The sequence below is a fragment of the Phyllobacterium sp. YR531 genome (assembly GCF_000282595.1).
Taxonomy (GTDB): domain Bacteria; phylum Pseudomonadota; class Alphaproteobacteria; order Rhizobiales; family Rhizobiaceae; genus Phyllobacterium.
Genome location: NZ_AKIZ01000014.1, coordinates 52,879 through 74,860 on the forward strand (window position 1 = coordinate 52,879; position 21,982 = coordinate 74,860).

The 21,982-nt window shown below is 52.6% G+C and carries 22 protein-coding genes; 12 read left to right on the forward strand and 10 right to left on the reverse strand.

The window, feature by feature from the left end:
• Window positions 1-7: 7 nt before the first annotated feature.
• Together PMI41_RS04715 and PMI41_RS04720 are read left to right on the forward strand one after the other, a co-directional pair.
• Complete coding sequence (locus PMI41_RS04715; protein WP_008122329.1) at window positions 8-1,264, forward strand: serine hydrolase; 1,257 nt, start codon at window positions 8-10, stop codon at window positions 1,262-1,264.
• Between the two features lie 97 nt (window positions 1,265-1,361).
• On the forward strand, window positions 1,362-2,045 hold the full coding sequence (locus PMI41_RS04720) for a superoxide dismutase (protein ID WP_008122331.1): 684 nt from the start codon (window positions 1,362-1,364) through the stop codon (window positions 2,043-2,045).
• Between the two features lie 63 nt (window positions 2,046-2,108).
• Here the strand turns inward: PMI41_RS04720 and PMI41_RS04725 are convergent, their stop codons facing one another.
• Both PMI41_RS04725 and PMI41_RS04730 read right to left on the reverse strand, forming a co-directional pair.
• Complete coding sequence (locus PMI41_RS04725) at window positions 2,109-3,620, reverse strand: aldehyde dehydrogenase family protein (protein WP_008122334.1); 1,512 nt, start codon at window positions 3,618-3,620, stop codon at window positions 2,109-2,111.
• 69 nt (window positions 3,621-3,689) lie between these two features.
• A complete protein-coding gene (locus tag PMI41_RS04730) occupies window positions 3,690-5,078 on the reverse strand; it encodes a VOC family protein (protein ID WP_008122336.1) in 1,389 nt (462 codons plus the stop codon).
• Between the two features lie 122 nt (window positions 5,079-5,200).
• Here PMI41_RS04730 and PMI41_RS04735 point away from each other — a divergent pair, with 122 nt between their 5' ends.
• The 3 genes from PMI41_RS04735 (at window position 5,201) to PMI41_RS04745 (ending at window position 8,425) form a co-directional block, all read left to right on the forward strand.
• Window positions 5,201-6,127, forward strand: coding sequence for a LysR family transcriptional regulator (locus tag PMI41_RS04735; RefSeq protein ID WP_008122338.1), 927 nt, complete (start codon window positions 5,201-5,203; stop codon window positions 6,125-6,127).
• Window positions 6,128-6,220: 93 nt separating this feature from the next.
• Window positions 6,221-7,504, forward strand: coding sequence for an FAD-binding oxidoreductase (locus tag PMI41_RS04740; protein WP_008122340.1), 1,284 nt, complete (start codon window positions 6,221-6,223; stop codon window positions 7,502-7,504).
• Between the two features lie 57 nt (window positions 7,505-7,561).
• A complete protein-coding gene (locus PMI41_RS04745) occupies window positions 7,562-8,425 on the forward strand; it encodes an endonuclease/exonuclease/phosphatase family protein (protein ID WP_008122343.1) in 864 nt (287 codons plus the stop codon).
• Here PMI41_RS04745 and PMI41_RS04750 read toward each other — a convergent pair.
• Both PMI41_RS04750 and PMI41_RS04755 read right to left on the reverse strand, forming a co-directional pair.
• Complete coding sequence (locus PMI41_RS04750; protein WP_008122345.1) at window positions 8,397-9,857, reverse strand: phospholipase D-like domain-containing protein; 1,461 nt, start codon at window positions 9,855-9,857, stop codon at window positions 8,397-8,399. The two genes, PMI41_RS04745 and PMI41_RS04750, sit on opposite strands and share 29 nt — an antisense overlap.
• 17 nt (window positions 9,858-9,874) lie before the next feature.
• A complete protein-coding gene (locus tag PMI41_RS04755; protein ID WP_008122347.1) occupies window positions 9,875-11,389 on the reverse strand; it encodes a HAMP domain-containing sensor histidine kinase in 1,515 nt (504 codons plus the stop codon).
• A 262-nt stretch (window positions 11,390-11,651) separates the two neighbouring features.
• Here PMI41_RS04755 and rpmH point away from each other — a divergent pair, with 262 nt between their 5' ends.
• From rpmH to yihA, 4 genes are all read left to right on the forward strand, one after another.
• Window positions 11,652-11,786 (forward strand): 50S ribosomal protein L34, encoded by a 135-nt coding sequence (gene rpmH / locus PMI41_RS04760; RefSeq protein ID WP_040853797.1) that lies wholly within the window; start codon window positions 11,652-11,654, stop codon window positions 11,784-11,786.
• Between the two features lie 47 nt (window positions 11,787-11,833).
• A complete protein-coding gene (gene rnpA / locus PMI41_RS04765) occupies window positions 11,834-12,196 on the forward strand; it encodes a ribonuclease P protein component (RefSeq protein WP_008122348.1) in 363 nt (120 codons plus the stop codon).
• A gap of 48 nt (window positions 12,197-12,244) precedes the next feature.
• Window positions 12,245-14,092: a membrane protein insertase YidC gene (gene yidC / locus PMI41_RS04770; protein ID WP_008122350.1), complete on the forward strand. Its 1,848-nt coding sequence runs from the start codon at window positions 12,245-12,247 to the stop codon at window positions 14,090-14,092.
• Between the two features lie 179 nt (window positions 14,093-14,271).
• Window positions 14,272-14,907 (forward strand): ribosome biogenesis GTP-binding protein YihA/YsxC, encoded by a 636-nt coding sequence (yihA, locus tag PMI41_RS04775; RefSeq protein ID WP_040853868.1) that lies wholly within the window; start codon window positions 14,272-14,274, stop codon window positions 14,905-14,907.
• A gap of 86 nt (window positions 14,908-14,993) precedes the next feature.
• Here yihA and PMI41_RS04780 read toward each other — a convergent pair whose 3' ends face one another.
• The 3 genes from PMI41_RS04780 to PMI41_RS04790 form a co-directional block, all read right to left on the reverse strand.
• The gene (locus tag PMI41_RS04780; protein ID WP_008122355.1) at window positions 14,994-15,545 is read right to left on the reverse strand and encodes a fasciclin domain-containing protein; all 552 of its coding nucleotides are present in this window, start codon (window positions 15,543-15,545) and stop codon (window positions 14,994-14,996) included.
• 89 nt (window positions 15,546-15,634) lie between these two features.
• On the reverse strand, window positions 15,635-16,342 hold the full coding sequence (locus tag PMI41_RS04785) for an anti-sigma factor (protein ID WP_008122357.1): 708 nt from the start codon (window positions 16,340-16,342) through the stop codon (window positions 15,635-15,637).
• The gene (locus tag PMI41_RS04790; protein WP_008122359.1) at window positions 16,339-16,878 is read right to left on the reverse strand and encodes a sigma-70 family RNA polymerase sigma factor; all 540 of its coding nucleotides are present in this window, start codon (window positions 16,876-16,878) and stop codon (window positions 16,339-16,341) included. Before PMI41_RS04790 ends, PMI41_RS04785 begins: the two co-directional genes overlap by 4 nt.
• A gap of 172 nt (window positions 16,879-17,050) precedes the next feature.
• Here PMI41_RS04790 and argB point away from each other — a divergent pair, with 172 nt between their 5' ends.
• Window positions 17,051-17,953: an acetylglutamate kinase gene (gene argB, locus PMI41_RS04795; protein ID WP_008122361.1), complete on the forward strand. Its 903-nt coding sequence runs from the start codon at window positions 17,051-17,053 to the stop codon at window positions 17,951-17,953.
• Here argB and PMI41_RS04800 read toward each other — a convergent pair whose 3' ends face one another.
• Window positions 17,954-18,436, reverse strand: coding sequence for an Lrp/AsnC family transcriptional regulator (locus tag PMI41_RS04800; RefSeq protein ID WP_008122363.1), 483 nt, complete (start codon window positions 18,434-18,436; stop codon window positions 17,954-17,956).
• A 116-nt stretch (window positions 18,437-18,552) separates the two neighbouring features.
• On the opposite strand from PMI41_RS04800, the gene phhA reads away from it, so the two are divergent.
• Window positions 18,553-19,386, forward strand: a complete 834-nt coding sequence (phhA, locus tag PMI41_RS04805; protein WP_008122366.1) for a phenylalanine 4-monooxygenase — start codon at window positions 18,553-18,555, stop codon at window positions 19,384-19,386.
• 3 nt (window positions 19,387-19,389) lie between these two features.
• On the opposite strand, the gene PMI41_RS04810 is transcribed toward phhA, so the two are convergent.
• On the reverse strand, window positions 19,390-20,067 hold the full coding sequence (locus PMI41_RS04810; RefSeq protein ID WP_008122368.1) for a GGDEF domain-containing protein: 678 nt from the start codon (window positions 20,065-20,067) through the stop codon (window positions 19,390-19,392).
• A 246-nt stretch (window positions 20,068-20,313) separates the two neighbouring features.
• Between PMI41_RS04810 and PMI41_RS04815 the strand changes: the two genes are divergently transcribed.
• Window positions 20,314-21,039, forward strand: a complete 726-nt coding sequence (locus PMI41_RS04815; protein WP_008122371.1) for a pyrimidine 5'-nucleotidase — start codon at window positions 20,314-20,316, stop codon at window positions 21,037-21,039.
• A 50-nt stretch (window positions 21,040-21,089) separates the two neighbouring features.
• On the opposite strand, the gene PMI41_RS04820 is transcribed toward PMI41_RS04815, so the two are convergent.
• On the reverse strand, window positions 21,090-21,932 hold the full coding sequence (locus tag PMI41_RS04820) for an LOG family protein (RefSeq protein ID WP_008122373.1): 843 nt from the start codon (window positions 21,930-21,932) through the stop codon (window positions 21,090-21,092).
• Between the last annotated feature and the right edge of the window lie 50 nt (window positions 21,933-21,982).

Genomic DNA, 21,982 nt, shown 5'->3' on the forward strand with positions numbered 1-21,982 from the left:
ATGCTTGATGTTTCGAAACTGCGGGAACGTATTACAATTCAAAACTGCAATATCTGCCTTGGGCGTGACGGCGCTTTTCGGTGCAGTAATTTTGCCAGCACAGGCACAAGACAATGCCTATCCGCATGCCAATGAAACCATTGGAACCGTCGAACAGGTCTATGACGGTGCGCTCTTGCCGGATCTGGCTGTTAGTACTTACCGAAATATTGACCGGCTTTTCCCGACGCGCACGATCAAGGCCGGGGCGAAGGCGCTTGAACTGCCAAAAGCTGAAAAGCAACTGAGCAACGTAAAGTTCAAATATGAGGACAAAGATTACGATCTCTATGATTTCATAGCGCTGGACAGCATTACGGCTATGCTCGTTATCAAGGACGGGAAAGTTGCTTTTGAGACTTATCAGCGGGGAAACACTGAAAAAACGCGTTGGATGTCGATGTCGGTTGCAAAATCGGTCAGTTCAACTCTCGCCGGGATCGCAATCAAGGAAGGTTTGATCAAAGGGCTGGACGCTCAGGTTGTCGATTATGTTCCGGAACTCAAGGGCAGCGCCTATGATGGTGTGTCCGTCAAGGACGTTCTGATGATGTCCTCCGGCGTCAAGTGGAACGAGACTTACACGGACCCGAATTCAGATCGCCGCGCCCTTTTAAGGGCGCAAATATCGCAGAAGCCACGCTCAGCTGTGGAGCTTATGGCAAAACTGCCACGTGCCGCAGAACCGGGTAGCGTGAACACCTATAGTACAGGCGAAACGCAAATTCTGGGCGAGATCGTTCGGGGAGCGGTGAAGAAGCCTTTGGCCGAATATTTGTCGGAGAAAATCTGGGCGCCGTTCGGCATGGAAACTGACGCAAGCTGGTGGCTTGATTCACCGGATGGCGTCGAAATCGGCGGTAGCGGGATAAGCGCAACCTTGCGGGATTATGGGCGCTTCGGTCTGTTTTTCATGAACAATGGTGTGGTCGACGGCAAATCCATATTGCCGGAAGGCTGGGTTAAAGAAGCGACAACGCCCAAAACGCTTAAAGACGGCAAGAAGCTCGACTACGGCTATATGTGGTGGACGGCATGGACAGAACCCTCCATCAAGGATGGTGCATTTTCTGCCATCGGTATTCAGGGTCAGAACATCTACATCGATCCGGTGGAAAAAGTCGTCATTGTGACGTTTGGAGCGCAGCCGAAGCCGGTTGGCAAAGAGCCGATTGATCCAAATGTATTCTTTGATGCTGTCGTAGCGGAATTGAAGAAGTCATAGGCTAAGCAGTGGACAAGTAATTGTGTGCGGTGGAACTCTGGTGCTTCGCGGTCGTTTGCCCATGTAATGGAGATCCACGGAACACAGGAGAACAGGAATGAAAATGAATCGCCGCCACATGCTGGCGTTATCCGGAGTGGCGGCTGCCACGACACTTTTTTCTCCGTCAGTTCGTGCGCAGGCCGCCGCACCCTTCAAGCAGCCCGAGTTGCCCTACGAGGGTGCCGCTCTGAGTCCGGTTATTTCGGCGAGAACCGTTGGCCTTCATTTCGGAAAACACCATGCGGGCTATTTCAAAAAGCTGAACACTCTGACGGAGAAAACGCCCTTTGCTGACCTCACGCTGGAAGAGGTTGTCGTGCGTGCCAAAAAGGAAAATGAGACAGCGATTTTCAACAATGCGGCACAGGCATGGAATCACAATTTTTACTGGCAACAATTCAAGGGTGGCCCGGCTGCCGCGGAGGGCGCTTTTCTGGATGCTGCCAAAAGCTCATTTGGCGGTATTGACGAACTGCAGAAACAGATTGTCGCGGAATCGGACAAGGTGTTCGGCACCGGTTGGGTGTGGCTGGTAAAAGACGGTGACAAGCTGGTCGTCGTTGGGATGCAGGACGCAGGCAATCCGCTGGCAGATGGCAAGAAGACATTACTAGGTGTCGATGTCTGGGAGCATGCCTATTATCTCGATTATGAGAACCGCCGGACCGAACATGTTGCCGCCGTACTGGGCAAGCTGGTCAACTGGACGTTCGTAGCGGAAAAGTTTCAGGCCGCTTGAGCTGGCGTAAAAAAATCCTCCCGCTGTCGAGACAGCGGGAGGATCATCTATTGTTTGTGTGGATCAATCGATATCGAATGATACGCCCTGAGCCAGAGGCAATGCCTTGGAGTAATTCACGGTGTTGGTCGCGCGGCGCATGTAAGCTTTCCACGCATCAGAACCGGATTCGCGTCCGCCGCCAGTTTCTTTCTCGCCGCCAAACGCACCGCCAATTTCTGCACCTGACGTGCCGATGTTGACGTTGGCGATACCGCAATCCGAACCATCCGGGCTGAGGAAGCGTTCGGCTTCCTGCAGGTCGAGAGTGAAGATGGACGAGGACAACCCGGCACCCACGGCATTGTGATCAACAATTGCCTGATCGAAATCGCTATATTTCATCACATAAAGGATTGGCGCGAAGGTTTCTTCGACCACTGGTCCGGCCTGCTTCGGCATTTCAACCAAGGCAGGACGAACGTAGTAGGCATTGGCGTGATCTGTTTCTACACGTGCACCGCCAGTTACCTTGCCACCATGCGATACGGCTTCGCTGATCGATTTCTGCATGTTGTCGAATGCACCCTTGTCGATCAATGGGCCAACCAGAGAGGGTGTGTCGAGCGGACTGCCGACAGAAACGCTTTCATAGGCTTTCTTCAGACGTGGAACGAGCGTGTCATAAACGCTTTCATGTACGAACAGGCGGCGAAGCGTGGTGCAACGCTGTCCTGCAGTTCCCATAGCTCCAAAGGCAATGGCACGAAGTGCCATATCAAGGTCGGCTGACGGGCAAACGATACCTGCATTGTTGCCGCCAAGTTCGAGAATCGAACGGGCAAAACGTTTCGCAAGTCGAGGGCCGACTTCGCGGCCCATGCGGGTCGAGCCTGTCGCCGAAACAAGTGCAACCTTTGGATGGTCCACCAGAGCTTCACCAATCGTGCGGTCGCCCATCAGGGTTTGCGCCAATCCTGCTGGCACATCGCCAAAACGCTTTGCTGCGCGATCAAAAATGGCTTGGCATGCAAGACCGGTCAGCGGGGTCTTTTCCGAAGGCTTCCAGACAACCGAATTACCGCAGACCAGAGCAAGCGCGGTGTTCCATGACCAGACCGCTACCGGAAAATTGAATGCTGAAATGACGCCAACAACACCGAGCGGATGCCAGGTTTCCATCATCCGGTGGCCTGGACGTTCAGTAGCAATTGTCAGTCCGTACAGTTGACGGGAAAGACCGACCGCAAAATCGCAAATGTCGATCATTTCCTGAACTTCGCCGAGACCTTCCGACGGAATTTTGCCAGCTTCGATTGAAACAAGGCGGCCGAGATCATTTTTGTGAGCACGCAGCTCTTCGCCGAACAGGCGAACAAGTTCACCACGTTTCGGTGCAGGGACAAGGCGCCATTCGCGGAAAGCTGCATCGGCAGATTCGATCGCTTTCGCAGTATCGGCAGCCGAGTGTACCGCCACATCTGCTACCTTTTCGCCGGTAACAGGGCTGAACGAAGCCATTGAGCCACCCGTATAGGCGGCCTCTGCAACGCCGAGTTTGGAAAGGAGGATCTTCACTTCTTGAGCAATAGTCATCTTGCTTACCTTTTGTCTGTCGAAAGAGCTGACCGGCTTTTATCAGCCGGTGCGGATTTTTGAAACGGCCTAACTGGCGAGTGCAACTGGACGCAGTTGCTGCAGGCAGGCTTCGATAGATGCATTTTCCAGATTTGCGTAATGTTCAAATTCATCCAGCACCGGCACACCCAGATGTGCTTCGAACTCCTGCTGGCTTGGGCTGGCAGCAAATTTCTGAACATCGGTATCGCCAAGATTGGATTGGAAAATCCCTGCAGCACTGACCGGCAGGAAATCCTCATAGACGATGGGATCAAACTGAACGGCACCTTCGCGGATGAGGTCTTCGAGCTCGTTGCTCCGGACTTTGGTGCCAGAAACGGGCGTATAGCGGAAATAGCCCAATTTCGCTGAGCGAATAGTATCCCAATTGTCCGGGAACTCTTTGAAGGCTTCATGCAGGGCAGCGATATAGTCCGAAGCATTGGACCCATCAGCGGCAGGGCGAACTATTTCACGGGATTTGGCCAATAGCTGGTCATAGAGTGCCCGGCCTTTTGGCGTCAATGCGATTCCCCGCTGTTCAATTTCACCGAATCGGGCCGTGTGTGAGCCTTGCTCCCAATTGCCTTCGGCATTGATGAAGGAAACGTTCTCTTCCAAAGCTTTAAAAGATGTCTGGCGCAAAAGGATCGGGCATTCGCGGGTAGGTGGGCCTTCAATCACAGCTTTGGGCGAAATGCCATTGGCTGGCATCAGAGCCTGCACAGCATCGATATCGAGGGTGCGCGGTGTCAGGTGATTGATATGCGGGCCCTTGAATGAGACAACATCGGCGATCAGACGATGAGCATCATGGAGGCGTCCATAAAGATGGCTGCTGACACTTGCCCGGTCATGCCAGCGGAATGTCTCAAGAATCTCTTCGACGAAGGACGCGGCATCTTCAGCTTCGAGGCCACCATTCGCTTCAGCCTTTTCAACGAGCGTTATCGCCTTGGCAGTGAATATCTGGCGAGCGTTGAGCGTCATACGAGCTTCTTCACGCAGTATCGCATCTTCTATGAGATCAAGACGCAGCAGCGAGGTGAATACCCGGAATGGATTAATCTTCAAGGCTGCGTCGCCTACCGGACGAAATGCTGTGGAATGTACAGGAACGCCGGCTTCTGTCAGGTCATAATAGCCCACAGGATGCATGCCCATAACAGCAAAGACCCTGCGAAGCATTGCAAGTTCGGCTGGCGTGCCAACGCGAATAGCACCGTGACGTTCTTCGGAGATGCGGTCGAGTGTATCAGTCTGTTCCAGACGCTGTGCCATTTCCGGTGAAGCAGCCAAGGTTTTCGTGTTCACTTCGGCAACGAGCGACAACAATGTTCCGTAGGCAGGAACCTCGGTGCGATACATGGAAGACATGGCCGAAGAGAAGGACGCCCGGATCGTATCCGGCGCAAGAAACGTCGATGATTTCATAAAGATCGATTCCGCATTGATGTTGGACAGTAAATCTTTTCCTGTCATGCTCAATTTGGATTATACAGACTGACAGCACCCGCGTATTACGACGATTCAAACTGAGTTGATGCGAGAAGAGAATGAAGTTAACGAGACGCTTGATCCCCGACATCGATATTCTTCAAACGTTTGAATGTGCGGCTCGCCACGGCAGTTTCACACAGGCTGCCAAGGAACTGAGCCTCACACAAAGCGCCGTATCGCGACAACTGAGCGAGCTTGAAAATCAGATTGGCGTACTCCTGTTCGAGCGTATCCGTCAGCGTGTTGTGCTTTCCGATGCGGGTCAGAAATTTCTGCCGGAGGTTCGGCGCCTGCTTGGTCTGACAGAAGAAACAATGCTGCGTGCCATGGCCGCATCTCAGTCAGCATCATCTTTAAGCATTGCGACATTGCCGACATTTGGCAGCCGTTGGTTAATGCCAAGATTGCCGAACTTTCTGAATGATCATCCCGAGATGGCGTTAAGCGTTGCTTCGCGCTCGCAGCCCTTCGATTTCGATGAAGAACCTTTCGACCTGGCGATCCATTACGGCCAGCCGGTTTGGGCCCATGCCACTTGCACCTATCTGTGCAGCGAGATGATAGTACCTGTAGGCAGTCCCGAACTTTGCCGGGCAAATCCGATCGATACCCCTGCGGGGCTTGCAAGTTCAGCACCTCTGCTACACCTGTCGACAAGGCCGAAAGCCTGGGCGTCCTGGTTTGAAACGCAGCAAGCAGAGGTTGTCAGTCCCTATAAGGGACATCGGTTCGAACATTTTTCCATGGTTATAGAAGCGGCATTGGCAGGTTTGGGATTTGCGTTGCTTCCGCGCTACCTCATAGAAAAGGAGCTCGAAACCGGGCGGTTGCTGGTGCTCTTTGACCAGCCGCTGCAAACAGAGAACAATTACTATCTGGTCGTGCCGGAGCACAAAAAGGAGAATCCACTGGTGCAAAGCTTTATCAGTTGGATTGCTGCACAGGTCAGCGAGCAGCAGCCTGATATGTCAGTCATTCTGTGACAGCATAATATATGTCGGAAATTTCACTTCCGTTGGTTGAAACCCCATTTATAACAGCAATCGATACAAGAATGCTGGCTAGATGGTGATGCTATGCTGAATGACGAACACTCCCACGGCCTTTGGGAAAAAACCGCACCTGCCGCTCCCAAAACCGAACAGTTGCGGGGTGATATCTCTGTTGATGTAGCGGTGATCGGTGCAGGATTTACCGGGCTGTCGGCAGCGTTGCATCTTGCCGAAGCTGGAACAAAGGTCGCCGTGGTCGATGCGGTGGAAATCGGCTTCGGTGGCTCGGGCCGCAATGTTGGGCTCGTCAATGCCGGCATGTGGGTCATGCCCAATGATTTGCCCGCAGTGCTTGGACAATTGCATGGAGAGCGTCTGCTTGAACTCTTGGGCAATGCTCCTCAATCGGTTTTCAATCTTGTTGATAAGCACCAGATCGAGTGCGAACTGGAACGTAAGGGCACACTCCATTGTGCTGTCGGTGACAGTGGACTCAAACAGCTTGAACAGCGTGCAGCGCAATGGCAGGCGCGGGGCGCAAATGTTCATCTGCTGGGCGCGAAAGAGACTGCAGCCAAAGTGGGATCATCTGCATTTGCCGGTTCGTTGCTTGATAACCGCGCTGGAACCATACAGCCGCTTGGCTATGTTCGTGGTCTGGCCAAGGCAGCCCAGGCAAGTGGTGTTGCCATTTATACCCGCACGCCCGTGAATGCGACCGAACGTTCAGGCACGAAGTGGCTGGTGCGGACCGAATCCGGTACGGTTTCAGCAGACTGGGTGATCGTCGCGACCAATGCCTATACGACGTCGCCATGGCCTGAACTGCGATCAGAACTCCTGCATCTGCCATACTTTAATTTCGCCACGACGCCTTTGCCGCAGGATGTGCGTGACAGTATATTGCCGGAGCGGCAGGGCGGCTGGGATACAAAGGAAATTCTCAGCTCTTTCCGCATGGATCGTGCAGGGCGGCTTGTTTTCGGTAGCGTTGGCGCATTGCGCGGAACCGGCATGGCCGTTCACAAGGCTTGGGCAGCCAGATCGATCGGCAAACTTTTCCCGCAGGTCAAGGACGTGACATTCGAGGCGGGCTGGTATGGCAAGATCGGCATGACGAATGACAATCTTCCGCGGTTCCACACACTTGCTCCAAACCTCATAAGCTTCAGCGGCTATAACGGTCGCGGAATTGCTCCGGGTACGGTTTTCGGTCGCATACTGGCCGAACATATTGCCGGGCGTGTCAGTGAAGCTGATTTGCCCCTTCCGGTGACCAAACCCAAAGAGGAAGGCATGAGGGGGTTGCGCGAAGGCTATTATGAAGTCGGCGCGCAGTTGGCGCATCTGGTTGGCAACCGACTCTAGGGTCCGGACGCTAAAGGTCTGCTTGCCATTCAGAGCATACCGATTTATCTCTATAGTATGGATAGCAAGAAGCCGACGCGGCCAATCAAGCCAAGCGTCTCAGCAAGTATTCTGGCCGCTGTCAGAAATCGCAAAAAGCGCCCCACCGGGGTGATACGCGTTGCGCGTAGCAATTTGTTGATTGCCTCATACAATGTCCACAAATGCGTCGGCATAGACAAGAAATTTGATCCCGACAGGATTGCTCACGTCATCAGCGAAATTGATGCGGACGTTATCGCCATTCAGGAAGCAGACAAGCGTTTCGGTGAGCGGACGGGGTTGCTGGACCTTGCGCGTTTACAACGTGAAAACAGTCTTGTTCCTGTGCCGGTAACATCGCTTTATCCTAAAGGGCACGGCTGGCACGGCAATCTCCTTCTGTTCAGGGAGGGCGTTGTACGTCACGTGCAGCAACTCGTATTGCCCGGTCTCGAGCCACGGGGCGCATTGGTCGTAGACATTGATCTCATTGCAGGCCCGCTACGGATAATCGCGGCGCATTTCGGCCTGTTAAGGCATTCGCGCCAGCAGCAGTCGGAAGCGATATTGCGGGCGGTCAATGCCGATCCCTCGCGTCCAACCCTGCTGATGGGCGATCTGAACGAATGGCGCGTTGGCAAGGGTTCTTCGCTGCATTTCCTGTCGCCGGTCTTCGATCCGGGACAAAATGCCGTTCCAAGTTTTCCATCACGATTTCCCGTGCTGGCGTTGGACCGGGTGCTGGGTCATCCTCACAATCTCGTTACGTCTATCGAAGTCCACGATACGCCACTGGCACGGGTCGCTTCTGACCATCTGCCGATCAAGGCCTATGTCGATTTGAAATCAGCTGTCGCTGAAACAGGCTTTGTCAAAGATAGGGTGAGCCTAGCCAGATAATCCGGTCGAGCAAGCGGTCCCAAAATGAGCGGGCCCTAAGGTGCTGGAGCAGCACGGGTGTGGCATGATCCAAGGCTTTCTGAACCAGTCCCTCTACTTTCGATGCAAACTCAGCATCCATAACCTCAAGGTCCACCTCGAAATTCAGGCGTAGTGATCTTGGGTCGAGATTGGACGAGCCTACATAGGCCCACACGCCATCGACTGAGAGCAATTTGGAGTGATTGAAGTTGCCGTTGGCGCGCCATATCCGGCAATGGCTCTTCAATATCTGATCAAACTGTGCAGTCATCGCGCGATCTACCAGTTTGAGATTGTTATTCGACGGGATAACAATATCGACTTCGACGCCACGGCGCGCTGCGGTGACCAATGCGCTGATGAGTTCCCTGTCGGGTAGGAAATAGGGCGACATGATGCGTATGTGGCTCTGCGCTATGGAAAAAGCGCCCATCAGCATTTTGTGGTTAGCTTCAAGACTGCGATCCGGACCAGAAGGCACAGCACGAATGAATACCGGCTCACCGGATTGTTTTTCGGGAGGAGCGATATGCCATGCTTCGCCGACCAGAGCTTCGTCGGTTGCAAAACGCCAGTCTTCAGAAGCTATATGGAAGAGATCGGTTACGATTGGCCCGGTCAGACGGAAATGCGTATCGCGCGCGTTATCCTCACCTGCGACCTCTGCGGAAAATCCTGCGCGAATGTTCATGCCACCAGTGAATACAACTTTGCCATCGACAACAAATATTTTGCGGTGCGTGCGGAGGTTGGCATAGGGCAGGCGAAGGCCGATAATGATATTGCCGTTAAACACATCCACCTTGACGCCGTGCTTGGACAAATAGCCGACGATGCTTGGAATGGAATAGCGCGCGCCCACAGCATCGATCAGAACGCGGACCTCCACGCCCCGCTTTGTCGCTGCGATGAGGGCGTCCGCAAGTCGTAAACCAATCTTGTCACGGTCAAAAATATAGGTCTCAACGAGAATGCTTCGCTCCGAAGAGTCAACAGCTTCAAGCATTGCATTATAGGCATCATCGCCGGTCTGAAGCATTGTGATGCTGTTGCCGGTTGTAAGGCGGCAGCGGCTGACACGGTCGCCCAACGTCTTCATCGCTGCAAGACGTTTTTCGAAGTGCGCCAGAACATCTTTTTCAGCAGCATCGAATCGCAGGAAGTGGTCTTGTCCGATCTCATGCAGAAACGCGCGCTGTGATGAAATGGAGGAGCGCCTTATGCGGTTGATGCCCACCACGGCATAAATAAGCGGACCAATGACCGGGGAGAGTATGATCACACCGACCCAACCAATTGCAGCGCGCACTTCTTCTTTTGTCATCGTCGCGTGTATGGCGGCTGGAACGCCAAGAACGACAGACAGGACGAAGAAAATTTGCGGCCAGTAGGCGGGAAGGTACTCAGACATTGCGCTTGAACTTCATGTCATGAAATTGAACTGCGGCGGGATCGCCATTCGGCCAAGGATACCGGCTGGTCGGGTATCCGAATTTCGAAACTGGTTCCAGCGCCCTCATTGTCACGCAATTCGATGGTGCCACCATGCGCGCGGACAAGTTCATGGACAATGGCAAGGCCGAGGCCGGTACCGCCTGAGCGCGCCGAGCCTTTGAATGCAGTGAAAAGGTTCTCACGTGCTTTTGCTGGCAAGCCGGGTCCAGTATCGTCAACGCCGATGATTGATGTCGTGCCAATTTGTCCGGCTGTGATCGTCAGGCGCTGAACCAATGACGGGTCGTTGCGGGTATCCCCAAGCATGGCCTGAACGGAATTGCGGCACAGGTTGGAAATGATCCGGAAAAACTGATCGGGATCGACATCAATTTCGAACGCTTCCGGGACCAAATTCTTGAATTCAACGCCCGACTTCGTCTCTGCTCCAGCCTTGGCATCAAGATCAAGCATCTCTTCCACGTCACTGATGATGGTATGGAGTTTGACCCTGCGCCGTTGAGGTGGAGCTTCCTGCGTCCCGCCATAGGCTAGCACCGTCTGGGAATAATTGATGGCCCGATCAATCGTCCGTACGAGTTTCGGGACGAAACGCTGTATGGCCGGATCGCTGCTATTGGCAAGATGATCGGATATCAATTGTGCAGACGCAAGAATGTTGCGCATGTCGTGGTTGATCTTTGAAACAGCGAGGCCGAGGTCAGCAAGGTGTTTCTGCTCGGAAAGTGTCCGCTGTAGCCGATGCTGCATATCAGCAAGTTCCCGTTCTGCTATGCCCAGCTCGTCCTCGCGTTTTCCGGGTACGATAATGCGTTGGGGATCATCAGGTTCCTGCGCAAAGGCAAGCATGTTGTCGCTCATTCGCTGGATAGGTCGAATGAGCAGGCGGCTGATGGCGAGGAAGACAAGGCTTGCCGTAATCACGGAAATGAACAGCGAGATCAGCGCCACATTGCGGGCATAAAGCAGCATGGCATTGCGTAAAGGGGCGTCAGAGGTGAGCAGCTCGATAACCTTACCTGTGTCGCCAACGGGCCCGTAAACGCGGATGATGCGGTCGCCACCATTGATGAGTTCGTCAAATGCGCCCCGGATCATTGTCAGCGGGTCGGTGACCGTGATGTCGATATGCTTGTCGACTTTCGAAGGCATGTCGGAAACAGCGAGGAGACGCGACGCGCCCTTTTCCCGCAAGGCGATAGCCTTTGTGCCTGTAGCCAGCAGAACATCGTCCTGTACGGATTGCGGAACATCCTTGGCATCGCTGGCCGCAAGAACAACGCTTGCAGCGGCTACCGTATTGAGCCTGTCGGATAGCCAGCGAATGCGCATATCCGCAATGGTCGGAACGAAGATCATGACTTCTGCTAGCAAGCCAAAGAGCAAGGTAAGGCGCAGCAATTTGCCCGAAAGGCGCTTCAGTACAGGCAAACGCCGTCCTGCATGCAGTTGCACGCGCTTCCCGGGCTTTTGCTGACTGGCTACCATATATGCTCCATTGACCCTACATGGTGTAGGTCATATGCCTGTGCCATACAATAAATCACTTGCCGGATTTTGCCTATTTTTGAATCACGTCCATCAATTGACTTATAGGCTTACCGCATCTATAAGCCGCCCACGTCCGGGTTGACCGCCCCGCGTGACGTTCTATCAACGGTGTATTTTTGAAATACGCTAACGGCGGTCCTGATATGCTCCTGTCATAGAACAGACCACAAGAAGGGCCGCACACCGCGGTATTTAACAAATGAAGCGTACTTATCAGCCATCCAAGCTTGTCCGCGCACGTCGTCACGGGTTTCGTGCCCGCATGGCAACGGCAGGCGGCCGCAAAGTTATTGCAGCGCGTCGCGCTCGCGGTCGCAAGCGGTTGTCGGCATAAGTCATTCCGCGCGATTTCGTGCGGGTGGCCAAAGTTGGCACTAAAGAATGAATGAGCAAAAGCCACTCCGCCTTCGCAAGAGAGCGGAGTTTTTGGCTGTCCGGAATGGGGAAAAGCGCCGAGGCGCCTATTTCCTTGTTGAAGTCAAAGAGCGGGAAGATCGGGACGGTCCAACCCGCGTAGGCTTTACGGTCACCAAGAAAAACGGAAACGCAGTCGTCCGTAATCGTATAAAACGCCGCCTGCGGGAAGCTGTGCGCGTCAATGTTGCTGATGACATGTCTGCCGGAACCGACTATGTCATCGTTGCCCGCCCCGACGCTCTTAAAGCGCCGTTTGCGGATTTGACCCGGGAACTCTCGAAACGGGTTGCCAAGAAATCAATGAACCGGCGTTCGCCCAAGCCCTGACAGGCATGATTGAACCCGGCCCCGACTGGATCAGACCAAGGACTGACAATGGAAACCAACCGTAATTTCTTTATCACCATTGCCTTATCCATTGTGATCCTGACGCTTTGGCAAGTGTTCTACATGAACCCCAGAGTGGAACAGCAGCGTGAACAAGCCCAGATAGAAGCGACGCGGCAGGGGCAGACACGCGTTGACGGACAGGCGAGCACGCCAGCAGGTACGAACCCGGACGGTTCGGCAAATCTTCCATCATCGACACCGGCAGCACCGGGCGCAAATATTCCTGGCCAGTCACAAGATGGCGCGCAGGCTGGAACATTGACCCGTGCCGCAGCATTGGGCCAGACAAGCCGTGTCCAGATTGATACTCCAAGTCTCAGCGGTTCAATCAACTTGACAGGTGCGCGGCTCGATGATCTCCAGCTGAAGCACTACCATGAGACGGTTGACGACAAATCCCCGTCAATTGAATTGCTTAGCCCTGCACCCCTGAAAGATGGCCAGTTTGCCGAAATCGGTTTTACCGGCAATGAAGCTACTGGCACCGTGCCCGGGCCCACAACTGTTTGGGCCGTTGAAGGTAACAACAAATTGACGCCCGCAACTCCGGTCACTCTGTCGGTTACGAACGATAAGGGATTAATTTTCAAGCGTACCTTTGCTGTGGACGACAACTACATGTTCACCGTCAAGGATGCTGTAACGAACCCAACTGCAGCGCCGATTTCGTTGGCTTCCTATGGGCGTATCACACGCTTTTCCAAGCCAGCGCACGCGAGCACTTATGTTATCCAGGAAGGGCCCATTGGGTTCGTTGCTGACAAGCTGGTCGAATACAAATTTGCTGCGATTGAAGATGCTAAAGAAGTCTCTCCAGCGAAGGCAACGACCGGTGGCTGGATTGGAATAACTGACAAATATTGGGCTGCAGCGCTTGTACCGTCTGCCGCAACTCCATTCCAGGCAAGAATGTCATACTTCGCAGATGGCCGTCCGCGCTACCAGAGCGACTATCTGTCCGACCCGACAACGATAGCTCCGGGCCAATCTGCAACAATCGAGAATATGGTTTTTGCAGGAGCCAAAGAGGTTGGCAAAATCAACGACTATATGAACAATTTGAAGATTCCAAAATTTAAGAATCTCATTGATTGGGGTTGGTTCTATTTCATTACTGAGCCGATGTTCTATCTTATCGACTGGCTCTACAAGGCAATTGGCAACTTTGGTGTCGCTATCCTTGTCGTCACAGTTATCCTGAAGGCCCTGTTCTTCCCGCTTGCCAACAAGTCCTACGCATCAATGGCGCGTATGAAGCTGGTGCAGCCGAAGATGACCGAAATCCGCGAGAAATATGCGGATGACAAGGTCAAGCAGCAGCAGGCCATGATGGAATTGTACAAGACTGAGAAGATCAATCCGATCGCTGGTTGCTGGCCAATTCTCATCCAGATTCCCGTCTTCTTTGCGCTCTATAAGGTTCTATATGTCACCATCGAAATGCGCCATGCGCCGTTCTTTGGCTGGATTCAGGATTTGGCTGCTCCGGATCCAACGTCAATTTTCAATCTGTTCGGCCTTATTCCGTGGACTGTACCAGCATTCCTTATGATCGGTATCTGGCCATTGATCATGGGTGTAACGATGTTCCTGCAAATGCGCATGAACCCAACGCCTCCAGATCCAACGCAGCAGATGATCTTTAACTGGATGCCTGTGATTTTCACTTTCATGTTGGCAAGCTTCCCCGCTGGTCTGGTTATCTACTGGGCATGGAACAACACGCTTTCCATCACGCAGCAGGCGATCATCATGAAGCGCCAGGGTGTGAAAGTAGAACTTTGGGACAATCTGGCGGGATTATTCCGCAAAAAGCCGAAACCCGCCGAATAGGCTGTTTTGCATAAAGTTTCAGAGCCCCCGGCATGACCGGGGGCTTTTCTTTTGAAGGCCCTCCGGTTGACAACAGCCCGATTAATATTGAATGCAGTCTGGGACTGACTGCCGAATGAACTGGAAAAGACGTGAACGAAGCGCAGAACAACACAAACAGGCTGATCGAAAAAGGTCGGATGCTCTTTGCCAAGGGATGGGTTTTTATCCGCGGCGTGCCGGCCATGAAGTTTTTGCCGCCAGAAGGACCGCTTGAGATCGCGTTTGCCGGCCGCTCCAATGTCGGCAAATCGTCACTGATAAATGCAATCATTGGGCAGAAGGGTCTGGCACGCACATCCAATACGCCGGGCCGTACACAAGAGTTGAACTACTTCGTTCCAGAAGGCTATTCGGGAGAAGCAGGCGATCTGCCGCCGCTCGCTGTCGTTGATATGCCCGGCTACGGCTTTGCAGAGGCGCCCAAGGAACAGGTGGATGCATGGACACGTCTTGTTTTCGATTATCTGCGTGGCCGAACCACACTTCGCCGCGTCTATCTGTTGATCGATGCGCGTCACGGTATCAAGAAGAATGATGCCGAAGTGCTCGATCTGTTGGACCGTGCGGCAGTATCATACCAGATCGTGCTGACAAAGATCGACAAGATCAAACCTGCCGGTGTTCCACGTCTGATGGAAGAGACGGCACTGGCGATCAAAAAACGCGCCGCCGCCTATCCGCATATTCTGGCAACGTCTTCAGAAAAAAGTTCCGGTCTGGATGAACTGCGGGCGGCAATTGCGCAATTGCTGGAAGAGCAGGAAAATCGCTAAAAAGCCCCGCCTGATCCGGGTGTCGGTGGATCGTGCGGGGCAGTATGCGCAGATGCCCGTCTGCGCATAAAGGACTGTTGTTCGGATTACATCTTTGGCAGCAGTACCTTGTCGATGACGTGAATCACGCCATTTGACTGCTTCACGTTTGCAATAGTCACATTCGCGACTGTTCCATTTTCGTCGGTCAATGTGAGCTTCTTGCCTTTGTACTTTGCTGTCCAGACGCATCCGCCAACAGTTTTGACTGGATGCGCACCCTTATCGTCATCGACCATTTTCATAATCGCCTTTGACGAAGCGTTGGCCGCAACGACATGGCAGGTCAAAATTTTGGTGAGCTTGTCTTTGTTTTCAGGCTTGAGCAGTGTTTCCACTGTGCCTTTAGGCAATGCAGCGAAAGCTTCATTCGTTGGTGCGAACACGGTAAACGGGCCTTTGCCCTGAAGTGTCTCTACAAGTCCAGCGGCTTTGACAGCGGCGACGAGTGTGGTGTGATCCTTGGAGTTAACGGCGTTTTCGACGATATTCTTGTTTTCGTACATTGCAGCACCACCAACCATCGGGTTTTTGGCATAGGCTGCACCAGCGATCAGCATTGTTGAAAGTGCGATCAGGCCAAGTGATTTCTTTAACATGTCTCTCTCCACTGTTTGATTCCCTCGGTTGAGGTCAAATGGAGATACGGGAGAGGTTTGATTTAAGTTTCAGAAAAAATTTGCGGTGATTAAATTTCGCGAACGGTGCCTGCTGCAACGACAGCGCCCGTGGGTGCTTTGCTAGGCGAACCGCCAACAGGCTCGATAGAGATTGCAAGTGTTGCGCCATCCTTGAGTTTTTCTGCGAGCGCGCTGTCGACGGAAAATTCAGTGACCTGTGCTGACTTGATTAAGCCCAATGAGGCGGGAGCGTCTTTGCCTGCAATCAACCAAAGCTCAAGCGAGTGCTCAGCGGGCAACTCGCCAGCCACAAAACTGACCTTCAACTGGTTGCTGGCTTTGTTATAGACCGCAAGCGTTTGATAAATACTGCCATCGGACTCCATCGATGCAACAAGCTGTTTGTCGGATACAGACGGGTTGGTCAGGAAGTCACGACCGAAGCCGATTGCTGCAAGAATCAACGAAGCAAATGCAAAGGTTCGCCAGAAAACCAGATTACTGAAAAACGGAGCTGGTTGCGGGTTAATGGTTCCGAACAGGCGTCTATCTATATGGGCCTTCATGTCGGACGGGGGAATTGACGGCTCGAACTCGGCATTCATTCCGTCAAACTGTTGCTGCCAGCGCGCGACGAGGCGGGCAAAGGAAACGTCTTGCTCTATCCGCCGCTCTATATTGTGTTTTTCAGCAAGCGAAAGCACGCCCAGCACATATTCGGCGGCGACGAAATCATCGTCTTCCGGCGGTGTGCTATGTGTATGGGTCGCGCTCATGCTTCGAGACATTCCTTCAGTTTCAATAAGCTGCGTCGCAGCCAGGTTCGCATTGTATTCAAAGGTACACTATGCCGAGCTGCGAGCTCTTCATAGCTATCGCCATTTAGATAAGCCCCGCGTACTGCGCTTGCACGGGCCTGATCCAGTTGGCCAAGACAATCGTAAATGCGTCGCGACTCACCTGTCGCGATAGCTGATTGTTCCGGATTGGCTGAAGGTTCTGCAATTTCGGACGCCTGATCAATATCTGTGGATGCTGGCTTGCGCGCGCGCAAGACATCAATGCAATGGTTGCGTGCAATGGCAACCAGCCATGAAATCGGACTGGTGTCAGCCACCGCAAACCGGTCCGCCTTGTTCCAGATCTTCACGTAGATGTCCTGTAGTGCGTCTTCAGCCTCCGTTCTGTTGTTCAAGATACGCAGGCACACGCCAAAAAGTTTCGCGCTCGTGGAGGAATAGAGCGCATCGAAAGCGTTGCGGTCACGCAGCGCGACACGCGATATGAGCTGAGAGATGCCTTCAGGCGTCATACGACAGCGTTTCCAACTTTCTTCTATTTTCACCAAGTTAAATCTGCCCACCGGACTTGCTGTCAATGGCTGGTGTAGAAAAACATTCGGAAATGACTGAAATCATGTTTGCCCCATCCGGACTTTAGCGTTAAGAACCCACCGTCCTTGCAAAACTGGAGCTTACGCATCCATGTCATCCCCGACCGAAGCCGACCGCACTGCCGAAATTCAGGCAAGCCTGCTTTCTGCAGCGCTTCCCTATATGCAGCGCTACGAAAACAAGACTGTTGTTGTAAAATATGGCGGGCATGCCATGGGGGATGCCGCACTGGGCAAAGCCTTTGCGCGTGATATTGCCCTGCTGAAACAGTCAGGAATCAATCCGATCGTGGTGCACGGTGGTGGCCCGCAGATTGCCTCCATGCTGGCGCGAATGGGCATCGAATCAAAATTTGAGGGCGGGCTGCGCGTTACCGATGCAAAGACACTCGAAATCGTCGAAATGGTTCTCGCCGGTTCGATCAATAAAGAGATCGTGGCGCTGATCAATGCTGAAGGCGAATGGGCCATAGGCCTATGCGGTAAGGACGGAAATATGGTCTTCGCCGAAAAGGCAAAGAAGACCATCATTGATCCAGATTCCAATATTGAAAAAATCGTTGATCTGGGCTTCGTGGGAGAGCCGGTTGAAATAGACCGCACGCTGCTTGATTTGCTGGCTCGGTCAGAAATGATCCCGGTTATTGCCCCTGTTGCACCGGGGCGTGACGGAAACACCTACAACATCAATGCAGACACGTTCGCCGGGGCGATCGCTGGTGCTCTTGCAGCCTCACGCCTGCTTTTCCTTACCGACGTGCCGGGCGTGCTCGACAAGAACAAAGAGCTTATCAAAGAGCTTTCCGTCGGTCAGGCACGTGCCTTGATCAAGGACGGTACGATTTCCGGAGGTATGATCCCGAAGGTGGAAACCTGCATCGATGCGATCAATCGCGGCGTTGAAGGTGTTGTCATTCTCAATGGCAAAACCCCTCATTCTGTCCTGCTCGAGCTTTTCACCGAGCGTGGTGCCGGAACTCTGCTGGTTCCCTGATTATCGTTTCAAATGGTCCAAAGGTATTTTCCCGGGACCTTTGATGTTCTGCAAAACAAGTTGGGTGTGCACATCGCGTACGCCCTTTAAACGCATGAGCTTGTGCATGACAAAGGCGTTGAGGTCATCGACGTCCGGGACCATGACGTGGAGCAGAAAGTCGTGCGTCCCTGTCATCGTCCAGCATGATGAAACTTCGTTCAGCCGTTGAATCTCCTCGATGAATTTTTCGGGCGAATCATCGCTATGGGTATTCAAACGAACCTGAATGAATACCTCCACCATCAAACCAATGGCTTTACGGTCGAGGATTGCGGCAAAGCCTTTGATCACGCCGCTTTGCTGCAGTTCGTCAAAACGCCTTGCACAAGGCGTGGCGGAAAGGCCAATCGCTTGAGCGAGGTCTGTAACCGCTATGCGGCCATTGTCTTGCAACGACCGGAGCATCTTGACTTCAAAATCATCAAACTGAGGGTTTTTCACTCAGGTTTCTCCTCACAAGTCATGAATCTCCTCGAAAAGATTACTCATTGAGATGAATAGGTCAAATCCTCCTCTCGCACTATTCTAATGTGGGCTCATAAGAGGAGGAGAGTATCATGACTGTTACGGTGGAAGCCTATGCCCGTGAATGTGCCGAGCAAGGATTGCGAGGCGATTATGCAGCCTGCAAATCTGATTTTACCGTCGAACAGAAATATGATTACTCCAGTGAGGACCAGGAGGTTTGGCGAACTCTTTGTGACCGCCAGACGAAGCTGACTTCAAAACTCGCGCATCATTCCTATCTAGATGGCGTGGAAGCCTTGGGCTTGCTGAAGCAGATACCTGATTTCCACGAGGTCAGCGAGCGTTTACACAAGCTGACAGGGTGGGAGATTGTTGCAGTACCCGGTCTTATTCCCATTGAGCCATTTTTCGATCATCTCGCCAACCGCCGTTTTCCGGTGACGAATTGGTTGCGCAGCAAGAAAGAGCTGGACTACATCGTCGAACCGGACATGTTCCATGACTTCTTTGGACACGTGCCGATTTTGAGCCAGCCGGTCTTTGCCGACTTCATGCAGCTTTATGGCGAGAAAGGCGGCGAAGCAGTGAAAATTGGCGGCGACCAGATGGTATCACGGCTCTATTGGTATACGGCAGAATTCGGTCTTATGCAGGAGGAAGGCGCACCGCTCAAAGCGTTCGGCGCGGGTCTGATGTCATCATTCAGTGAATTGCAGTTCGCAGTAACAAGCGCTGATGCGCACCACGTTCCGTTCGATTTGGAGACGGTAATGCGGACAAATTACGAGATTGATAAATTTCAGCGCGCATATTTCGTGCTGCCATCTTTCGACACGTTACGAGATGCGTTTAGCAAGGCGGATATGCCAACATTGGTGGCACGTTGGAAAGATACCGAGCCGCTTGATCCGGCGGTGGTCTGAGTTTCAAGCGGCTTTTCGCAAGCTACTCTGAATGAAAACGCAATTGCGGCCATTGCGCTTGGCCTCATAAAGTTTTCGGTCTGCCGTCTGAAAATGATCCACAACGGCACCGGTGGATATGTCGACGACCCCGCCTATGCTCACGCTAAGCCGGACACACTCACCATGCGGCGTTCTGTAATCCATGCGGTTAACTTCTGCACGGATAATCTCGGCTATGGCCGTTACTTGGGTATCGTCTTTTGTGGCCAGATAGATACCAAATTCCTCGCCGCCGATGCGGCCGATACTATCATCTTTGCCAACACATTCCGTAATGCAATGCGCAATGGCCATGAGCGCGCCATCACCCACAAAATGGCCGTGAATATCATTGATCTTTTTGAAATGGTCGACATCAATGATCAACAGCGAACATGGCTGTAATGTCCGCACACTTTCCAGACGATTGAAGAATGCTTCGCGATTGAGCAAGCCCGTCATGCTGTCGTGGGATGATTTCTCAAAAAGCTTTGCGTTGGTGGCTTCAAGTTCATCTTTGACAAGCTTGAGTGTTTCGAGGGCCTTTCGTAGCTTTTCCGATTGCCGAATAACAATAAAGGATATGATTGGAGCGATCAGCAAGGGGCAAACGGTTGCGATTACGTAGCCCATTTTATTGTGCATGTCATTTGCATGCATGATGATCCCTGTGATCAACAGAGAACATATGATGGAGATGATCGCTATCGCCAAACATTTAAGAAGAATTCTGGACATCAAACCTCGGAAGCAACACACGGATTACTACGGCGAATTCATGAAACAGCAGTTAGCGAAAAACTTAAAAACGGTCGTAGTTAAGTCTCTTTTCCTCTATTGCTTCGGTAGGCGAGCATATCCCCGGATTTGCTTATGATGAGAAACTGAGCGAAAGCCCGATCGAATATGACAAACCAGCCAGATCCCTTGAGTTTTGCCCACGTGACGGATTGGGTGTTCGATCTCGACAATACCCTTTACCCGCACCATTCCAATCTGTTTTCACAGATTGATGTGAAAATGACAGACTATGTGGCTGATCTGCTCAAGCTTTCCCGTGCGGATGCAAGGGTTGTACAGAAACAGTTTTACAAGGAATACGGGACAACTCTTAAGGGTTTGATGGATCGCTACGATATCGATTCTGACGATTTTCTCCAGAAAGTGCACGACATAGATTATTCATGGCTGGTTCCTGATCCATCATTGACCATTGCCATTCGTCAGTTGCCCGGTCGAAAGTTCATCTTCACGAATGGTGATCGCGGTCACGCGGAGCGCGCAGCCAGACAACTCGGCGTTCTGGATGAGTTTGATGATATTTTTGATATTGTCGCAGCCCAACTGATGCCAAAGCCAGAAAGAGCGACCTATGATCGTTTTCTGGACTTGTACAAGATTGATCCCGGCAGCAGTGTCATGTTTGAAGATCTGGCACGCAATCTGATCGAGCCTAAAGCGCTGGGCATGAAAACAGTGTTGATTGTACCGCACAATTTTGAACCGACATTCTCGGAGATATGGGAGCGCGATCCTGATCAAACCGATCATGTTGATTACGTTACCGATAACCTTTCTGCATTCCTGAATTCTGTTCTGCCGGGACAGGTCAATCGGCCTGTTCCAGCCTAAGGAATGATCAAACAGCCGCTTATCAATTTAGTGATCGGCTGCCACCATTATCAGGGAAGTTCGTAGAATTTACGAATGACATCCCACGCTTCCTCTGCCTCGTCCACGAACGTGATGAGTTCAAGATCCGAGGGAGAAACCACACCCTGCTCGGCGAGGTAGTCGAAGTTGATGGTTTTTTCCCAGAACGACTTGCCGAAAAGCAGAAATGGTATCCGCTCCATACGACCGGTCTGGATCAACGTCAGCGCTTCAAAGGTCTCGTCCATTGTCCCAAAGCCACCGGGAAAGATGGCCATTGCTTTCGCTCGCATCAGGAAGTGCATCTTGCGTATCGCGAAATAGTGGAAATTAAAGCAAAGGTCCGGTGTCACGTAGGCGTTGGGCGCCTGCTCGTGCGGCAGAACGATGTTAAGACCGATTGTTGGCGCACCAACATCTGCAGCACCGCGGTTGCCGGCCTCCATGACACCCGGTCCGCCGCCGGTGACGACAACAAATTCGCGGTTGTAGGTGCTAGCGGAATAGGTTGAACAGAGCTGCGCGAATTTGCGTGCCTCGGCATAATAGCGCGAGTTGGCTTCCAGGTTTTTCTTTTGTGTTTCATTCTTTGCCGCCCAAGCCTCACCACCCGGTTCGGGTATGCGCGCGCCACCAAACAAAACAACCGTCGAGCGGATGCCTCTTTCGGTCAAAGCCATTTCCGGCTTGAGCAGTTCGAGTTGCAGCCGAACGGCACGCAATTCGCGTTTGGTCATGAAATCGGGATCAGCAAAAGCCAGCCGATAAGTATCCGACTGGGTTTGAGGTGTAGAGGGAGCTGTTTCTACGCGACGGACCGCTTCAGAAGAATGGGAGAATGGTGTCCAGTTATTTTTTTCATCGGTATTCAATTTTAACTTCTCCTTCTGCGGCACTCATGGCGCTAGCAGACATTCAATGG

What these genes read in the sequence shown, in the direction of transcription:
- argB (WP_008122361.1), top strand. Translation starts at nt 17,051, where the DNA reads ATGTCATCCCCGACCGAAGCCGACCGCACTGCCGAAATTCAGGCAAGC.
- yidC (WP_008122350.1), top strand. Translation starts at nt 12,245, where the DNA reads ATGGAAACCAACCGTAATTTCTTTATCACCATTGCCTTATCCATTGTG.
- rpmH (WP_040853797.1), top strand. Translation starts at nt 11,652, where the DNA reads ATGAAGCGTACTTATCAGCCATCCAAGCTTGTCCGCGCACGTCGTCAC.
- PMI41_RS04715 (WP_008122329.1), top strand. Translation starts at nt 8, where the DNA reads ATGTTTCGAAACTGCGGGAACGTATTACAATTCAAAACTGCAATATCT.
- PMI41_RS04720 (WP_008122331.1), top strand. Translation starts at nt 1,362, where the DNA reads ATGAAAATGAATCGCCGCCACATGCTGGCGTTATCCGGAGTGGCGGCT.
- PMI41_RS04730 (WP_008122336.1), bottom strand. Translation starts at nt 5,078, where the DNA reads ATGAAATCATCGACGTTTCTTGCGCCGGATACGATCCGGGCGTCCTTC.
- PMI41_RS04745 (WP_008122343.1), top strand. Translation starts at nt 7,562, where the DNA reads ATGGATAGCAAGAAGCCGACGCGGCCAATCAAGCCAAGCGTCTCAGCA.
- yihA (WP_040853868.1), top strand. Translation starts at nt 14,272, where the DNA reads ATGCTCTTTGCCAAGGGATGGGTTTTTATCCGCGGCGTGCCGGCCATG.
- PMI41_RS04755 (WP_008122347.1), bottom strand. Translation starts at nt 11,389, where the DNA reads ATGGTAGCCAGTCAGCAAAAGCCCGGGAAGCGCGTGCAACTGCATGCA.
- PMI41_RS04790 (WP_008122359.1), bottom strand. Translation starts at nt 16,878, where the DNA reads ATGACGCCTGAAGGCATCTCTCAGCTCATATCGCGTGTCGCGCTGCGT.
- PMI41_RS04725 (WP_008122334.1), bottom strand. Translation starts at nt 3,620, where the DNA reads ATGACTATTGCTCAAGAAGTGAAGATCCTCCTTTCCAAACTCGGCGTT.
- PMI41_RS04810 (WP_008122368.1), bottom strand. Translation starts at nt 20,067, where the DNA reads ATGCATGCAAATGACATGCACAATAAAATGGGCTACGTAATCGCAACC.
- PMI41_RS04740 (WP_008122340.1), top strand. Translation starts at nt 6,221, where the DNA reads ATGCTGAATGACGAACACTCCCACGGCCTTTGGGAAAAAACCGCACCT.
- phhA (WP_008122366.1), top strand. Translation starts at nt 18,553, where the DNA reads ATGACTGTTACGGTGGAAGCCTATGCCCGTGAATGTGCCGAGCAAGGA.
- PMI41_RS04785 (WP_008122357.1), bottom strand. Translation starts at nt 16,342, where the DNA reads ATGAGCGCGACCCATACACATAGCACACCGCCGGAAGACGATGATTTC.
- PMI41_RS04750 (WP_008122345.1), bottom strand. Translation starts at nt 9,857, where the DNA reads ATGTCTGAGTACCTTCCCGCCTACTGGCCGCAAATTTTCTTCGTCCTG.
- rnpA (WP_008122348.1), top strand. Translation starts at nt 11,834, where the DNA reads ATGAATGAGCAAAAGCCACTCCGCCTTCGCAAGAGAGCGGAGTTTTTG.
- PMI41_RS04735 (WP_008122338.1), top strand. Translation starts at nt 5,201, where the DNA reads ATGAAGTTAACGAGACGCTTGATCCCCGACATCGATATTCTTCAAACG.
- PMI41_RS04780 (WP_008122355.1), bottom strand. Translation starts at nt 15,545, where the DNA reads ATGTTAAAGAAATCACTTGGCCTGATCGCACTTTCAACAATGCTGATC.
- PMI41_RS04815 (WP_008122371.1), top strand. Translation starts at nt 20,314, where the DNA reads ATGACAAACCAGCCAGATCCCTTGAGTTTTGCCCACGTGACGGATTGG.